General features: G+C 53.0%; 12 protein-coding genes and 1 other annotated feature (1 of these 13 running past the window's edge). Of the genes, 5 read left to right on the top strand and 7 right to left on the bottom strand.

Annotated features, from left to right (window positions below; genetic code table 11):
• Nucleotides 1-67: 67 nt before the first annotated feature.
• On the bottom strand, nucleotides 68-1,990 hold the full coding sequence (gene dnaK / locus SK32_RS12610) for a molecular chaperone DnaK (RefSeq protein ID WP_003018959.1): 1,923 nt from the start codon (nucleotides 1,988-1,990) through the stop codon (nucleotides 68-70).
• A gap of 383 nt (nucleotides 1,991-2,373) precedes the next feature.
• Between dnaK and SK32_RS12615 the strand changes: the two genes are divergently transcribed.
• The 3 genes from SK32_RS12615 to satP all read left to right on the top strand — a co-directional run bounded on the left by SK32_RS12615 (nucleotide 2,374) and on the right by satP (nucleotide 4,233).
• The gene (locus SK32_RS12615) at nucleotides 2,374-2,778 is read left to right on the top strand and encodes a DUF2541 family protein (RefSeq protein ID WP_048212750.1); all 405 of its coding nucleotides are present in this window, start codon (nucleotides 2,374-2,376) and stop codon (nucleotides 2,776-2,778) included.
• Nucleotides 2,779-2,804: 26 nt separating this feature from the next.
• Entirely contained in the window at nucleotides 2,805-3,512 is a 708-nt protein-coding gene (gene msyB / locus SK32_RS12620; RefSeq protein ID WP_048212751.1) for an acidic protein MsyB, read from the top strand.
• Between the two features lie 154 nt (nucleotides 3,513-3,666).
• Nucleotides 3,667-4,233, top strand: coding sequence for an acetate uptake transporter (gene satP, locus SK32_RS12625; protein ID WP_003018969.1), 567 nt, complete (start codon nucleotides 3,667-3,669; stop codon nucleotides 4,231-4,233).
• 34 nt (nucleotides 4,234-4,267) lie between these two features.
• On the opposite strand, the gene SK32_RS12630 is transcribed toward satP, so the two are convergent.
• The 3 genes from SK32_RS12630 to tal form a co-directional block, all read right to left on the bottom strand.
• Nucleotides 4,268-5,575 carry an MFS transporter gene (locus tag SK32_RS12630; protein ID WP_048212752.1) on the bottom strand — a complete coding sequence of 436 codons (1,308 nt, stop codon included), beginning with the start codon at nucleotides 5,573-5,575 and terminating at the stop codon, nucleotides 4,268-4,270.
• A gap of 124 nt (nucleotides 5,576-5,699) precedes the next feature.
• Nucleotides 5,700-6,287 carry a molybdopterin adenylyltransferase gene (gene mog / locus SK32_RS12635; RefSeq protein WP_003018973.1) on the bottom strand — a complete coding sequence of 196 codons (588 nt, stop codon included), beginning with the start codon at nucleotides 6,285-6,287 and terminating at the stop codon, nucleotides 5,700-5,702.
• 110 nt (nucleotides 6,288-6,397) lie between these two features.
• Complete coding sequence (tal, locus tag SK32_RS12640; RefSeq protein WP_005124064.1) at nucleotides 6,398-7,351, bottom strand: transaldolase; 954 nt, start codon at nucleotides 7,349-7,351, stop codon at nucleotides 6,398-6,400.
• Between the two features lie 274 nt (nucleotides 7,352-7,625).
• Between tal and SK32_RS12645 the strand changes: the two genes are divergently transcribed.
• Complete coding sequence (locus SK32_RS12645) at nucleotides 7,626-9,056, top strand: alanine/glycine:cation symporter family protein (RefSeq protein ID WP_048212753.1); 1,431 nt, start codon at nucleotides 7,626-7,628, stop codon at nucleotides 9,054-9,056.
• Between the two features lie 77 nt (nucleotides 9,057-9,133).
• Nucleotides 9,134-9,907 carry a peroxide stress protein YaaA gene (gene yaaA / locus SK32_RS12650; protein WP_048212754.1) on the top strand — a complete coding sequence of 258 codons (774 nt, stop codon included), beginning with the start codon at nucleotides 9,134-9,136 and terminating at the stop codon, nucleotides 9,905-9,907.
• Nucleotides 9,908-9,991: 84 nt separating this feature from the next.
• Here the strand turns inward: yaaA and thrC are convergent, their stop codons facing one another.
• From thrC to thrA, 3 genes are read right to left on the bottom strand one after another with little or no spacing between them, the layout of a single operon-like run.
• Entirely contained in the window at nucleotides 9,992-11,278 is a 1,287-nt protein-coding gene (gene thrC, locus SK32_RS12655) for a threonine synthase (RefSeq protein ID WP_048212755.1), read from the bottom strand.
• Between the two features lie 3 nt (nucleotides 11,279-11,281).
• Nucleotides 11,282-12,211 carry a homoserine kinase gene (thrB, locus tag SK32_RS12660; protein ID WP_048212756.1) on the bottom strand — a complete coding sequence of 310 codons (930 nt, stop codon included), beginning with the start codon at nucleotides 12,209-12,211 and terminating at the stop codon, nucleotides 11,282-11,284.
• A gap of 1 nt (nucleotide 12,212) precedes the next feature.
• Complete coding sequence (gene thrA / locus SK32_RS12665; RefSeq protein WP_048212757.1) at nucleotides 12,213-14,675, bottom strand: bifunctional aspartate kinase/homoserine dehydrogenase I; 2,463 nt, start codon at nucleotides 14,673-14,675, stop codon at nucleotides 12,213-12,215.
• Between the two features lie 23 nt (nucleotides 14,676-14,698).
• Nucleotides 14,699-14,718 (bottom strand) — a sequence feature (Thr leader region); it runs 107 nt beyond the window's last position.

Raw genomic sequence — 14,718 nt, forward strand, 5'->3', positions numbered from 1 at the left:
AACATGCGTGCACGGGCGGAGAGGAAACCTCTTCGCCCGTGCCAGTAATTACCCGTTCAAAGGGCGATTATTTTTTGTCTTTCACTTCTTCAAACTCGGCGTCGACAACGTCGTCATCTTTCGCGTTATTTGCAGAAGCATCAGCGCCTGCTGCACCAGCCTGTTGCTGTGCGTGCTGCTGCTGAGCGATTTCCATCAGTTTCTGGGAAACCTGTGCCAGCGCCTGCATTTTCGCTTCGATATCCGCTTTGTCTTCACCTTTCAGAGAAGTTTCCAGCGCGGTCAGTGCAGACTCGATGGCAGTTTTGTCGTCAGCCGGCAGTTTGTCGCCTGCTTCTTCAACCTGCTTGCGAGTGCTGTGCAGCAGATGGTCACCCTGGTTACGGGTCTGAACCAGCTCTTCAAACTTACGGTCAGATTCTGCGTTCGCTTCTGCTTCGCGAACCATTTTCTGAATTTCTTCTTCGTTCAGACCAGAAGAAGCCTTGATGGTGATCTTCTGCTCTTTACCGCTGTTTTTGTCTTTCGCGGAAACGTGCAGGATACCGTCGGCATCGATGTCAAAAGTAACTTCGATCTGCGGCATACCGCGCGGAGCCGGGCTGATGCCATCCAGGTTAAACTGACCCAGATCTTTGTTATCAGCAGCACGTTTACGTTCACCCTGCAGCACATGGATGGTTACCGCAGACTGGTTGTCTTCAGCGGTAGAGAACACCTGGCTGTGCTTGGTCGGGATGGTGGTGTTCTTCGCGATCAGCGGAGTCATTACGCCACCCATGGTTTCGATACCCAGAGACAGCGGGGTAACGTCCAGCAGCAGCACGTCTTTAACATCACCGGTCAATACACCACCCTGAACAGCAGCACCGATTGCTACGGCTTCGTCCGGGTTAACGTCTTTACGCGGTTCTTTACCGAAGAACTCAGCGACTTTCTTCTGCACCATCGGCATACGCGTCTGACCACCAACGAGGATAACGTCGTTGATATCAGATACGGACAGGCCAGCATCCTGCAGAGCAACTTTCAGCGGCTCGATAGAACGGTTAACCAGGTCTTCAACCAGGCTTTCCAGTTTCGCACGGGTCACTTTGATGTTCATGTGTTTCGGACCGGTCGCGTCTGCAGTGATGTACGGCAGGTTCACGTCGGTCTGCTGAGCGGAAGACAGCTCAATCTTCGCTTTCTCAGCGGCTTCTTTCAGACGCTGCATCGCCAGCGGGTCATTACGCAGGTCGATACCCTGATCTTTCTTAAACTCGTCAACCAGGTAGTTGATCATACGGCTGTCGAAGTCTTCACCACCCAGGTGGGTATCACCGTTGGTTGCCAGAACTTCGAAGGTTTTTTCGCCGTCAACTTCGTCGATTTCGATAATAGAGATATCGAAAGTACCACCACCGAGGTCATATACCGCGATAGTACGGTTGCCGACTTCTTTATCCAGACCGTAAGCCAGCGCAGCTGCGGTTGGTTCGTTGATGATACGTTTTACTTCCAGACCTGCGATACGACCGGCGTCTTTAGTTGCCTGACGCTGAGCATCGTTAAAGTATGCAGGTACGGTGATAACTGCTTCAGTTACCGGCTCACCCAGGTAATCTTCAGCCGTTTTCTTCATTTTTTTCAGCACTTCAGCAGAAATCTGCGGCGGTGCCAGTTTCTGACCTTTTACGTCAATCCATGCATCACCGTTGTCAGCACCGATGATTTTGTACGGCATGATAGCTTCATCACGCTGTACTTCTTCGTCCTGGAAGCGGCGGCCAATCAGGCGTTTAATCGCAAACAGGGTGTTTTGCGGGTTTGTCACTGCCTGACGTTTAGCCGGCTGACCAACCAGAGTTTCACCATCCTGGGTATAAGCAATGATAGAAGGCGTGGTGCGATCGCCCTCGGCGTTCTCCAGCACACGTGCAGTAGTGCCATCCATAATCGCTACACAAGAGTTGGTAGTACCCAGGTCGATACCAATAATTTTACCCATCTAAACGTCTCCACTAAAAATTCGGTCATCATGTGGTTGTGAATCTGTAATAAGGGCGAAACGTGCGGTTTCAACTACCCTGAATCGTTTTTTTTCAGACTCACCACTGCGGTTGCTTACAAGATGGGGTCGTAACCCACGTCATCAAGGGGGGCATGAAAATTTTTTTTAGCGCAGTGGCGATAAAATCGTAGAGAAAAGGCAGAAAGCTGAAAAAATGAATAGTCGCCAATTAAAATTAATTCATAAAACCAATGAAAGCTGTAAAGTTATTCACGGAAAAATTGTAATAAAAAGAAAATATTACAAGCATGAATCGTGATTCTGACAGCGGTAAGATGGTCTGAAACGACACACTTTTACAGCCGTCAAAGAGAAATTCCATGAAATCCGTATTAACCCTTTCCGCCAGCCTGCTTATGGGCCTGCTGCTGAGCAACGCCGCACACGCTAACGATCATAAAGTCCTCGGCGTGATCGCCATGCCCCGTAATGAAACCAACGATCTGACGCTGAAACTTCCCGTTTGCCGCGTGGTGAAACGCATTCAACTTACGGCCGATCATGGTGATTTACAGCTCAGTGGTGCATCGGTTTATTTCAAGGCTGCCCGCATGTCCAGCCAGAGTCTGAACGTGCCTTCCTCCATCAAAGAAGGGCAAACGACCAATTGGATCAACATCAATAGCGACAACGACAATAAGCGCTGCGTGAAAAAAATTACCTTCTCAGGCCATACAGTGAACTCTTCTGATATGGCAACGTTGAAAATCATTGGCGACGACTAATCCCTTCTGCACAAGTAGAATTCAGTATGAATGTCACGTATTTGAATGACGACGATCTCGACTTTCTTCAGCATTGCAGTGAGGAGCAGCTCGCCAATATTACCCGCCTGCTTACGCATAATGAAAAGGGGAAAGCCCGTCTGTCGAGCGTTCTGAGTCATAACGAATTGTTTAAATCGATGGAGGGACACCCGGAACAGCACCGCCGCAACTGGCAACTGATTGCTGGCGAGCTTCAACATTACGGCGGTGACAGTATTGCCAACAAATTGCGCGGACACGGGAAATTATACCGGGCGATTTTGCTGGATGTCTCAAAGCGGCTAAAGCTCAAAGCAGATAAAGAGATGTCTACGTTCGAAATTGAACAATATCTGCTGGAACATTTTTTACGCAACGCCTGGCAAAAAATGGATGCTGAGCACAAGCAAGAATTTCTTCAGGCGGTCGATGCAAAAGTCTCTGAGCTGGAAGAACTGTTGCCACTATTAATGAAAGACCGCAATCTGGCAAAAGGGGTGTCTCACCTGCTCTCCGGCCAGTTAACCCGAATTCTGCGTACGCACGCTGCTGTTAGCGTCATCGGGCACGGATTACTGCGCGGAGCCGGACTTGGCGGCCCGGTAGGTGCGGCCTTAAACGGGGTTAAAGCGGTGAGCGGCAGCGCTTATCGCGTGACGATCCCAGCGGTACTCCACATCGCCTGCCTGCGCAGAATGCTCAACCACACATAAGCGTGATGCCCATCACAGGGAAAATAATTCATTTTCCCTTCGTGAGATCATAGACAGTGCCCTCTCCCCTGATTATTATGCCGCGCCCCGAAGACAGCGATCGTTATTCGGGGAAACTATTTCACCATTCAATCAATGATGATTTTGAGGAATTATGGGCAACACTAAGTTGGCTAATCCGGCACCGCTGGGCCTGATGGGCTTTGGCATGACCACCATTCTGCTTAACCTGCACAACGCGGGTTTCTTCGCTTTAGACGTTATTATTCTGGCGATGGGCATTTTCTACGGCGGTATCGCGCAAATTTTTGCCGGTCTTCTGGAATATAAAAAAGGCAACACCTTCGGTTTAACCGCCTTTACCTCCTACGGTTCGTTCTGGCTGACGCTGGTTGCGATTCTGCTGATGCCGAAAATGGGCCTCGCGGATGCAACCAATGGTCAGTTCCTGGGCGCTTACCTGGGTCTGTGGGGCGTGTTCACTCTGTTCATGTTCTTCGGTACGCTGAAAGCCGCGCGCATGCTGCAGTTCGTGTTCCTGAGCCTGACCGTGCTGTTCGCCCTGCTGGCCGTGGGCAACATTGCAGGTAACGAAGCAATCATTCACGTTGCTGGCTGGGTTGGCTTAGTGTGTGGCGCAAGCGCCATTTACCTGGCGATGGGTGAAGTGCTGAACGAACAGTTTGGCCGCACCATCCTGCCAATTGGTGAAGCACACTAATCTGCCTTTATCCCCCCGCAAGGGGGGATAATCTTTACAGACGCTGTAATTCTCCCTCTACGCCTGTATCACGATGATAAATATCCTGGCGCAGCCAAATCCCCAGCCCTAAACCCACCAGCGATAACGCCAGCACATACCAGGCCGGAGCCATTGGTGACACGCTCATTAACATTGTTACCGCGATTGGCGTCAAACCACCGAAAATGGCATAGGAAACGTTGTAGGAAAAGGAGATGCCGGTAAAGCGGACTTCCGCCGGAAACGCCCGCACCATCACGTAAGGCACAGCGCCGACTACGCCAACGCATAGCCCCACCAGCCCGTATAACAGGAACAAGTGCTGAGGATGGCTGCCGGTCAGGTGATAGAAAAACCAGCTCGAGCAGGCCAGCAACAGGCTGCCGACAGTAAAGGTTTTGCTGGCACCAACCCTGTCGACAATAAATCCGGCCAGCAGACAGCCGACGCACAGCATAATGGTAGCGACACTGTTGGCCTGTAACGTTAGCGCGGGTGCAAAGCCATATTGCTTTTGCAACCAGACGGGCGACATCAGGATCACCACTACAATCCCGGCCGAGAGCAGCCAGGTCAGTAGCATTGACACCACCACCGCTTTTTTATGTTTGCTCACCACCGACTTTACCGGCAGTTCCTGCGCCAGCGCCTTACGTTGCTGCATCTCGAGAAAGATGGGCGTTTCCTGCAGCCAGCGGCGCAGATACATTGCCACCAGCCCAAACGCGCCCCCCAGCAGGAAAGGGATACGCCAGCCGTAGTCATGCACCGCCTGTTGCGTAAAACTGGTGTTCACCAGCGTAGCCACCACTGACCCCAGCAGAATTCCCACCGTTAGCCCGGCGGTCAGCGTGCCACAGGCAATGCCGATGCGGCGCTCCGGTACGTGCTCCGCCACGAACACCCACGCTCCCGGCACTTCTCCGCCGATGGCAGCGCCTTGCAAAATGCGCATCAGCAGTAACAGCAACGGTGCGAGGATCCCCATTGAGGCGTAAGTGGGCAACAGCCCAATCGCCAGCGTCGGTATCGCCATCAGTAAAATACTCAGGGTGAACATTTTCTTACGCCCGACCAGATCGCCAAAGTGCGCCATGATGATGCCGCCCAGCGGACGCGCCAGATATCCGGCGGCAAAAATGCCGAAGGTTTGCACCTGGCGTAGCCATTCCGGGATGTCAGCGGGGAAGAAGAGTTCACCAACAACAGCGGCAAAGAAGACGAAGATAATGAAATCATAAAACTCAAGCGCACCGCCGAGGGCAGCAAGCGTAAGAGTTTTATAATCCTGGCGATTCAGCGGTCGAGTGTGTTGTGACATAGCAAACCATCAGTCAGTGGAGTTATTGAATCTGTCTGTCGATATATGTAAAGCAAAAATTACTATATCGTAAACAATTCAATACTCCACTGTGATTGGCACTTATGTCATGATCGGGCTACTTTCAGGCGTTTGTATCGCGAATTGCGCTTTTAGGACGAAAAGATGCTACAACAGCCGGTGCAGTTTCCACATACGGCCCATCCAGCAACTGTATACAATACGGTACACTTGCAAAAATACCCGGTACGATAACCTTACCGTCGGCATCTTTTACGCCTTCCAGCGTTTCTTTGATCGATTTCGGTTGCCCCGGCAGATTCAGGATCAGCGCCTGTTTACGAATCACGCCGACCTGACGAGAGAGGATCGCCGTTGGCACAAAGTGCAGACTTATCTGGCGCATCTGTTCGCCAAAGCCCGGCATCTGACGGTCAGCGACGGCAAGCGTGGCATCAGGCGTCACGTCGCGACGTGCCGGACCCGTTCCGCCGGTAGTCAGCACCAGATGACAGCTCATTTCATCCACCAGCTCGCATAAGGTCTGTTCGATGATCGCCTGTTCATCCGGGATCAACCGCGTTTGCAGTTCAAAGGGGGTGGTAAGGGCAGACGCCAGCCACTCTTCCAGGGCCGGGATACCTTTATCCTGGTAAACGCCGCTGGAAGCACGGTCAGAAATGGACACCAGGCCAATGCGTAAAGTATTCATAATTATTCCGTTTAAACAGTCTCGTTAAACAGAATGATACACTGCGAAAGGAAGGACAGACAGGTTTCAGAAGAGGTAGCGTGACCCATATCAGGGCCACGCTCTAATGATTACAGCAGATCGCCGATCATTTTTTCCAGTTTACCCTGGTCTACAGCAAACTTACGGATACCGTCCGCCAGTTTGTCTACAGCCATCGGATCCTGGTTGTGCTGCCACAGGAACTCAGCTTCGGTGATGCGTGCAGGACGCGCTTTCACTTCGCCGGAGAAGGACAGTTTACGTTCGATAGCGCCTTCGCTTTCCGCCAGCTCTTTCAGCAGTGCCGGAGCAATCGTCAGACGATCGCAGCCTGCCAGCTCAATGATTTCGCCGATGTTACGGAAGCTCGCGCCCATGACTACGGTTTCGTAACCGTGCTGTTTGTAGTACTCGTAGATTTCCGTTACGGAAACCACACCCGGATCTTCTGCCGGTGCATACTCTTTCTTGTCGGTGTTGGCTTTGTACCAGTCAAGAATACGACCAACGAACGGAGAAATCAGGTATACGCCAGCTTCAGCACATGCACGCGCCTGCGCGAAGGAGAACAGCAGAGTCAGGTTACAGTTGATGCCTTCTTTTTCCAGCTGCTCAGCGGCACGGATACCCTGCCAGGTAGAAGCCAGTTTGATCAGAATACGATCGTTGCTGATGCCAGCATCGTTGTACAGTTTGATCAGGCGTTTTGCTTTCGCGATAGACGCGTCGGTGTCGTAGGACAGGCGAGCATCAACTTCAGTAGAGATACGACCCGGGACCAGTTTCAGGATCTCCAGACCGATATTGACGGCCAGTTTGTCGGTCGCGTCGACGACCTGTTGAGCGCGGTCGTTGCTCTGCTGCTTAGCCCAGGCTACAGCGTCATCAATCAGCTTGCGGTATTCTGGGATCTGCGCTGCGTTAAGAATGAGAGAAGGGTTAGTTGTGGCATCCTGAGGCTGATACAGCTTCATTGCCGCGATGTCTCCGGTGTCGGCCACTACTGTGGTGAACTGACGAAGGGAGGTCAATTTGTCCGTCATGATAGCGATTCTCTTTAAACAGCTTGTTAGGGGGATGTAACCGATCTTCCCTGATGATAGCACGACGCACTCTCAGCGCAACCGCCGGGATTGTCCAACTCACTGCTCATTCCCGATTACGCATCTTAAAGCCCCTGATGCGCAATTAAGGGTTATCCCCATTGTTATGGTAAACTCCCGCAATCACTCTCCTGACAAGGTATATACTGTTCGATAATTGGTAGCGCTTACATGGGAATATTCGCGCGTACCGGCATCAACAAGAGGGATGTTAATGCCTGATTTTTTCTTGTTTATTAATGAAATACTCTGGGGATCGGTGATGATCTACCTCCTGCTTGGTGCAGGATGTTGGTTCACCTGGCGTACCGGGTTCGTGCAGTTCCGCTACATTCGCCAGTTTGGCACAAGTCTTAAAAACAGCATTAGCCCGCAGCCGGGTGGCTTAACCTCGTTTCAGGCATTGTGCACCAGTCTTGCCGCACGTATTGGTAGCGGGAACCTGGCCGGCGTAGCGTTGGCGATCGCCGCTGGCGGCGCAGGGGCCGTCTTCTGGATGTGGGTTTCAGCAGTCATTGGTATGGCAACGTCATTCGCCGAGTGCTCACTCGCGCAACTGTATAAAGAACGCGATAGCAAAGGACAGTTCCGCGGTGGCCCTGCGTGGTATATGGCACGTGGGCTGGGCATGCGCTGGATGGGCGTACTCTTTGCCATCTTTTTACTTATTGCCTATGGACTGATTTTTAACAGCGTTCAGGCAAACTCTGTCTCCCGCGCATTGGCATTTGCGTTCGACATCCCTCCCCTCGCTTCCGGCATCGCTTTGGCGATACTGTCATTCCTGGTGATCATTGGCGGTATTAATGGTGTTGCCCGTCTGATGCAATGGTTTGTGCCGATGATGGCGCTGCTGTGGGTTGGATGTAGCATCATCATCTGCCTGTGGCATATCGGGCAGCTTCCCGACATTATCGTCACCATTATAAAAAGCGCCTTTGGCTGGCAGGAAGCCGCGGCGGGTGCGGCCGGATATACGCTAAGTCAGGCTATTGCCAACGGTTTTCAGCGCGGCATGTTTTCTAACGAAGCCGGAATGGGATCTACGCCGAATGCAGCCGCGTCGGCAGCCTCCTGGCCACCGCATCCTGCGGCACAAGGCATTGTGCAAATGATCGGTGTGTTAGGCGACACTCTCGTTGTCTGTACGGCCAGCGCCATGATTATTCTGTTGGCAGGCAATGGCGCCGGCTATGTGCCCATGGAAGGCATCCAGTTGCTGCAGAAGGCCATGGTCTCACTGACCGGCGAATGGGGGGCTGGGTTTGTCGCATTTATTGTGATTCTGTTTGCCTTTAGCTCAATTGTCGCCAACTACATCTATGCGGAAAACAATCTCGTCTTCCTGAAACTGGACAATATGCGTGTCATCTGGCTATTGCGCATCGCCACCGTTAGCACCGTTATCGGCGGAACATTAGTCAGCTTCCCGTTGGTCTGGCAGTTGGCCGATATCATTATGGCTTGTATGGCCATCACTAACCTGACGGCAATTCTGCTGCTTTCTCCGGTTGTCCATACCATCACCAGCGACTATCTGCGCCAGCGCAAACTCGGTGTGCGCCCGGAATTTGATCCGCACCGTTATCCTGATATCAGACAACAGCTTGCACCGGATACATGGGATGAAACGCCGCGCAGCTAGCGCGGCAATCACAACCATCGATCAATTCTGTCGTTTTTTTTGCTAAAGTCGCAGTAAATCTCCTGCAAGGACTGGATATGCTGATTCTGATTTCACCTGCAAAAACGCTCGACTACCAAAGTCCGCTGGCAACGACACGCCATACGCTACCCGAACTGCTGGATCACTCTCAGCAGCTTATCCATGTGGCGCGCCAGCTCTCTGCGCCACAGATTGGTAAGCTGATGGGAATTAGCGACAAGCTGGCGGATTTGAATGCCACGCGTTTCCATGACTGGCAGCCTGACTTCACGCCGGACAATGCGCGCCAGGCCATTCTGGCGTTTAAGGGCGACGTGTATACCGGATTGCAGGCTGAAACCTTCAGCGAGGCGGATTTCGACTTCGCTCAGCAGCATTTACGCATGCTGTCCGGGCTGTATGGTGTTCTGCGCCCGCTGGATTTGATGCAACCCTACCGTCTGGAGATGGGCATTCGTCTGGCCAATGCGAAGGGTAAAGATCTCTATCAGTTCTGGGGAGATACCATCACCGATAAACTTAACGAAGCGCTGGGAGCACAAGGCGACAGCGTGGTGATTAACCTCGCCTCAGACGAGTATTTTAAATCCGTGAAGCCGAAAAAGCTGAACGCAGAACTGATTAAACCGGTATTCCTTGATGAGAAGAACGGCAAATTCAAAGTCATCAGCTTCTATGCCAAAAAAGCCCGCGGCCTGATGAGCCGCTACATCATTGAAAACCGCTTAACGCAGCCAGAACAGTTGACCGCTTTTAACAGCGAAGGCTATTTCTTTGATGAAGAAGCGTCAGGAAACGGCGAACTGGTGTTTAAACGCCACGAGCAATAATTTACATGCCGGATGACGGCTAACGCCTTATCCGGCCTGCAGGTTTTGTAGGCCCGCTAAGCAAAGCGCCAGCGGGCACCACCATTAACCGCGAGTCATCATCAGCTTACGCAGTTGCGCAAAATCAGCGGGCAGATGATGCGAAAGCAGCGGCAAGTCTGCACGTTCAGCCAGCTCTTTTGGTAGATCCAGCGTGACATTCAGAATCTGTTCAACGCTTTCTTTAAATTTCGCCGGATGTGCGGTGCCAAGGAACAGGCCATATTCGCCCGGATTCAACTGGTCACGCAGTGCACGATACGCCACCGCCGCATGCGGCTCTGAGGTGTAACCAATCTTCTGCAGTTCGCGCATGGTGTCCTGCGTCGTTGCATCATCAACGGCGGCATAACCCAGCTCATTCAGACGCCAAATTTTACGGCGGAACAGTTCTTCCACGCGCGGCCAGTTGTTCGGCTGGCTGACATCCATGGCATTCGATAACGTCGCCTGAGTCGCTTTCGGCGCCCACTCACCTTCAGCAAGGAAACGCGGAACCGTATCGTTGACGTTAGTTGCCGCAATAAAGCGCTTCACCGGTAAGCCCAGTGATTTCGCCAGCAGCCCGGCGGTCAAATCGCCAAAGTTACCGCTGGGAACGGAAATAACCAGCTGATTCCGCGCCTCTTGCGGCAGTTGAGCCACGGCTTCAAAGTAGTAGCAGATTTGCGCCAGCAGGCGACTGATGTTGATGGAGTTTGCGGAATTCAGCCCCAGAGCAGCCTTCAGCTCTTCATCATCAAACGCCTGTTTCACCAGCGCCTGGCAGGCATCAAAATCACCGTCGATGGCGACAGTTTCAATATTGCCGCCCAGCGTACAGAACAGTTTTTCCTGTAATGGGCTGATCTTGCCATTTGGGTAGAGGATCACCACACGCACATTTTTCAGGCCATAAAAAGCATGTGCAACTGCGGCCCCGGTGTCTCCGGATGTCGCAGTCAGGATTGTCACCGGTTTGTCGCCGCTGATGTGCGTTAGCATTTGCGCCATAAAGCGCCCGCCAAAGTCTTTAAACGCCAGTGTCGGACCATGGAACAGCTCCAGACAGCCGATATCACCTTCGACCTGAGCGACCGGTGCCGGGAAGGCAAACGCCGCACGCACGCGCTCTTCCAGGATCTCTTGTGGGATCTCCGTGCCAATAAATGCGGAAAGGATCTTAGCGCTGCGGCTGACGAAGTCCTGGTTCAGCATCTCATCCACTTCTGTCAGATTAAATTCCGGCAGCTCGTGTGGAAAAAACAATCCCTGATTCTTGCCAAGCCCTTGCGTGACGGCCTGCGCAAAGTTGACCTGTTCGTTGTGATCTTTCAGATTATAGAGTTTCATTGATTATCCCAGTACCCGTGCGCCCGCCGTGTCCAGCCGGCAAATATGAACAAAGCCTTCCTGATTTTGCAGGTAATTTTTACCCAGCCAGTCTGCTACGCGCTGTGCCGTATCCGGCTTATCGCATAAGGCGAACAGCGTCGGCCCCGAGCCGGAGATGCCGCTGGCCAGCGCGCCGATTTCCGCTACCGCCTGACGCGCCTGGCTAAAGCCAGGCAGCAAGCGGGTACGGTACGGCTCAGCAATGACGTCCTTCATCAGCTTCGCGGCAAGCCCAGGCTGACGGGAATAGCAGGCATGGATAAATCCAGCCAGATGTCGCCCGTGGGCAATACAGTCCTGACGACGATATTGCGCAGGTAAAATCGCCCGCGCTTCCGCTGTGGAAACTTTAATACCTGGATATGCCAGCACCCACAGCCACTCATCAAAGCCTGGCACCTGCTGGCTGATAATGCCGTTTTCTTCGATCATTAGCTGCATGCCGCCCAAAAAGCACGGGGCGACATTATCGTAGTGAATACTGCCGGAGATACGCCCTTCCAGTTCACCCATAATCGCCAACAGTCGCGTATCGTTGAGCGGTTTACCGCAGTACTCATTCATCGCGACCAGCGCCGCCACAACGGAACAGGCGCTGGAGCCTAACCCGGAGCCAATCGGCATATTTTTTTCCAGCGTCATCGCCACCGGAACGTTTTTACCCAACTCCTGACAGAAACGCTCCCAGCACTGGTAGACGATATTTTCTCGCGGCTCAGACGGCAGCTTGTTAGCAAAACGCCCGAGATTGTTCAGGCTGAACTGGTCAGCCGTCTCAACCGAGACCACGTCACCCAACAGTGAACCATCTACGGGGGTTACCGCCGCGCCAAGCACATCGAACCCGACGCTCATATTGGCACTGGAAGCCGGGGCATAAACTCTCACCATGTCAGACTCCTAACTTCCATGAAAGGGTGCGTAACAGGTCGGCGAATACGCCCGCCGCCGTCACGTCGTTACCCGCACCATATCCACGCAGCACCAGCGGTAGCGGCTGATAATAGTGGCTGTAAAACGCCAGCGCGTTTTCACCGTTTTTCACTTTGAACAGCGGATCGTTGCCGTCTACTGCCTCTATTTTCACGCGACAGACGCCGTCTTCTTCAATATTGCCAACATAGCGCAATACTTTCCCCTCATCACGGGCTTTCGCCACGCGCGCGGCAAACTCGTCATCCAGCTGCGGCAATTTCGTCATAAACGCGGAAACATCACCGGAATCATCAAACTCTTTTGGCAGGACCGGCTCAATAACAATGTCAGAAAGCTCCAGCTCACGACCGGTTTCACGGGCGAGGATCAGCAGCTTACGCGCTACGTCCATACCGGAAAGATCGTCACGCGGGTCAGGTTCGGTGTAACCCATCTCACGCGCCATGGTGGTGGCTTGCGAGAAGCTCATTCCTTCATCCAGCTTGCCGAAAATAAACGACAGTGAGCCGGAAAGAATACCGGAGAAACGCTGCAATTCATCACCTGCGCTGAGTAGATTTTGCAGGTTTTCAATAACCGGCAAGCCCGCGCCCACGTTGGTATCGTAGAGGAATTTACGCCGGGACTTCGCCGCTGCAAAACGCAGCTGATGGTAGTAATCCATCGACGAGGTGTTAGCCTTTTTGTTCGGCGTAACCACATGGAAGCCTTCGCGCAGGAAATCAGCATATTGATCCGCCACCGCCTGGCTTGACGTACAGTCGACGATCACCGGATTAAGCAGATGATATTCTTTTACCAGACGAATTAAGCGCCCAAGGTTGAATGGCTCTTTCGCGCTTTCCAGCTCCGCCTGCCAGTTTTCCAGATTCAAACCATGGACGTTGGTCAGCAGAGCCTTCGAATTCGCCACGCCGCACACGCGCAGATCGATATGTTTGCCCTTCAACCAGCTTTGCTGGCGCTTGAGCTGCTCAAGCAGTGCTGAACCCACCCCGCCTACGCCAATGACAAAGACTTCAATCACCTGGTCGGTGTTGAACAGCATCTGATGGGTAACGCGTACGCCAGTGGTTGCATCGTCGTTATTCACCACCACCGAAATAGAACGCTCAGACGAGCCTTGCGCGATGGCCACGATATTGATGTTCGCGCGGGCCAGCGCAGCAAAGAATTTCGCCGAAATGCCGCGCAGCGTGCGCATGCCATCACCCACAACTGAGATGATAGCCAGACGCTCAGTCACCGCCAGCGGCTCCAGCAGGCCTTCTTTCAGTTCGAGATAGAATTCATCCTGCATCGCGCGTTGCGCACGCGCGCAGTCGCCCTGCGGAACGCAGAAGCTGATGCTGTATTCAGAAGAGGATTGCGTGATCAGCACCACCGAGATACCCGCACGCGACATCGCGGCAAAAACGCGCGCCGCCATGCCCACCATGCCTTTCATTCCCGGGCCGGAGACGCTAAACATCGCCATGTTATTAAGGTTAGAAATACCTTTCACCGGCAAATCGTCTTCATCACCGCTGGCGCCGATCAACGTGCCCGGCGCTTGTGGATTGCCGGTATTTTTAATCAGGCACGGGATCTGGAACTGAGCAATTGGGGTAATGGTGCGCGGATGCAGAACTTTGGCGCCGAAGTAAGAAAGCTCCATCGCTTCCTGATAAGACATCGACTTCAGCAATCGGGCGTCGGGTACCTGGCGCGGATCGCAAGTATATACGCCGTCAACATCGGTCCAGATCTCACAACAGTCCGCGCGTAAACAGGCGGCCAGTACGGCGGCAGAGTAGTCGGAGCCATTGCGCCCCAACACCACCAACTCACCTTTTTCATTCCCGGCAGTAAAGCCTGCCATCAAAATCATGTGGTCCGCAGGAATACGACTGGCGGCAATGCGGCGCGTAGATTCGGCGATATCAACGGTAGATTCGAGGTAATGGCCTACCGCCAGCAATTTCTCGACCGGATCGATAACGGTAACGTGGTGCCCGCGCGCCTCCAGCAGGCCAGCCATGATAGCGATCGACATTTTTTCGCCACGGCAAATAAGCGCGGCATTGATGCTGTCCGGGCACTGTCCCAGCAGGCTGATACCGTGCAGGACATGTTTAATTTGGGCAAATTCTTGTTCAACGAAGGCTTTGAGCGGAGCCAGCGGAAAACCCGGCTGCGCGGCGGCGAGACCAACCAAAAGCTCTGAGAAAATACGTTCGGCGTCACTGATATTGGCTAAAGCGTCCTGACCACCGATGGTCTTCTCAATCATCGCCACCAGATGGTTGGTAATTTTTGCGGGGGCAGAGAGCACGGTCGCGACCTGCCCCTGCCTGGCATTGCTTTCCAGAATATCGGCAACTCGCAGAAAGCGCTCTGCATTTGCCACTGATGTACCGCCGAACTTCAACACTCGCATGGTTTACCTCATTGCCTTTGGTCGAAAAAAAAGCCCGCACTGT

The sequence above is a fragment of the Citrobacter sp. MGH100 genome (assembly GCF_001034465.1).
Classification (GTDB): domain Bacteria; phylum Pseudomonadota; class Gammaproteobacteria; order Enterobacterales; family Enterobacteriaceae; genus Citrobacter; species Citrobacter youngae.

Excerpts from the sequence above, each read along its gene's own strand:
- thrA (WP_048212757.1), bottom strand. The coding sequence starts at position 14,675 with ATGCGAGTGTTGAAGTTCGGCGGTACATCAGTGGCAAATGCAGAGCGC.
- msyB (WP_048212751.1), top strand. The coding sequence starts at position 2,805 with ATGAATGTCACGTATTTGAATGACGACGATCTCGACTTTCTTCAGCAT.
- SK32_RS12645 (WP_048212753.1), top strand. The coding sequence starts at position 7,626 with ATGCCTGATTTTTTCTTGTTTATTAATGAAATACTCTGGGGATCGGTG.
- SK32_RS12630 (WP_048212752.1), bottom strand. The coding sequence starts at position 5,575 with ATGTCACAACACACTCGACCGCTGAATCGCCAGGATTATAAAACTCTT.
- satP (WP_003018969.1), top strand. The coding sequence starts at position 3,667 with ATGGGCAACACTAAGTTGGCTAATCCGGCACCGCTGGGCCTGATGGGC.
- mog (WP_003018973.1), bottom strand. The coding sequence starts at position 6,287 with ATGAATACTTTACGCATTGGCCTGGTGTCCATTTCTGACCGTGCTTCC.
- tal (WP_005124064.1), bottom strand. The coding sequence starts at position 7,351 with ATGACGGACAAATTGACCTCCCTTCGTCAGTTCACCACAGTAGTGGCC.
- SK32_RS12615 (WP_048212750.1), top strand. The coding sequence starts at position 2,374 with ATGAAATCCGTATTAACCCTTTCCGCCAGCCTGCTTATGGGCCTGCTG.
- yaaA (WP_048212754.1), top strand. The coding sequence starts at position 9,134 with ATGCTGATTCTGATTTCACCTGCAAAAACGCTCGACTACCAAAGTCCG.
- thrB (WP_048212756.1), bottom strand. The coding sequence starts at position 12,211 with ATGGTGAGAGTTTATGCCCCGGCTTCCAGTGCCAATATGAGCGTCGGG.
- thrC (WP_048212755.1), bottom strand. The coding sequence starts at position 11,278 with ATGAAACTCTATAATCTGAAAGATCACAACGAACAGGTCAACTTTGCG.
- dnaK (WP_003018959.1), bottom strand. The coding sequence starts at position 1,990 with ATGGGTAAAATTATTGGTATCGACCTGGGTACTACCAACTCTTGTGTA.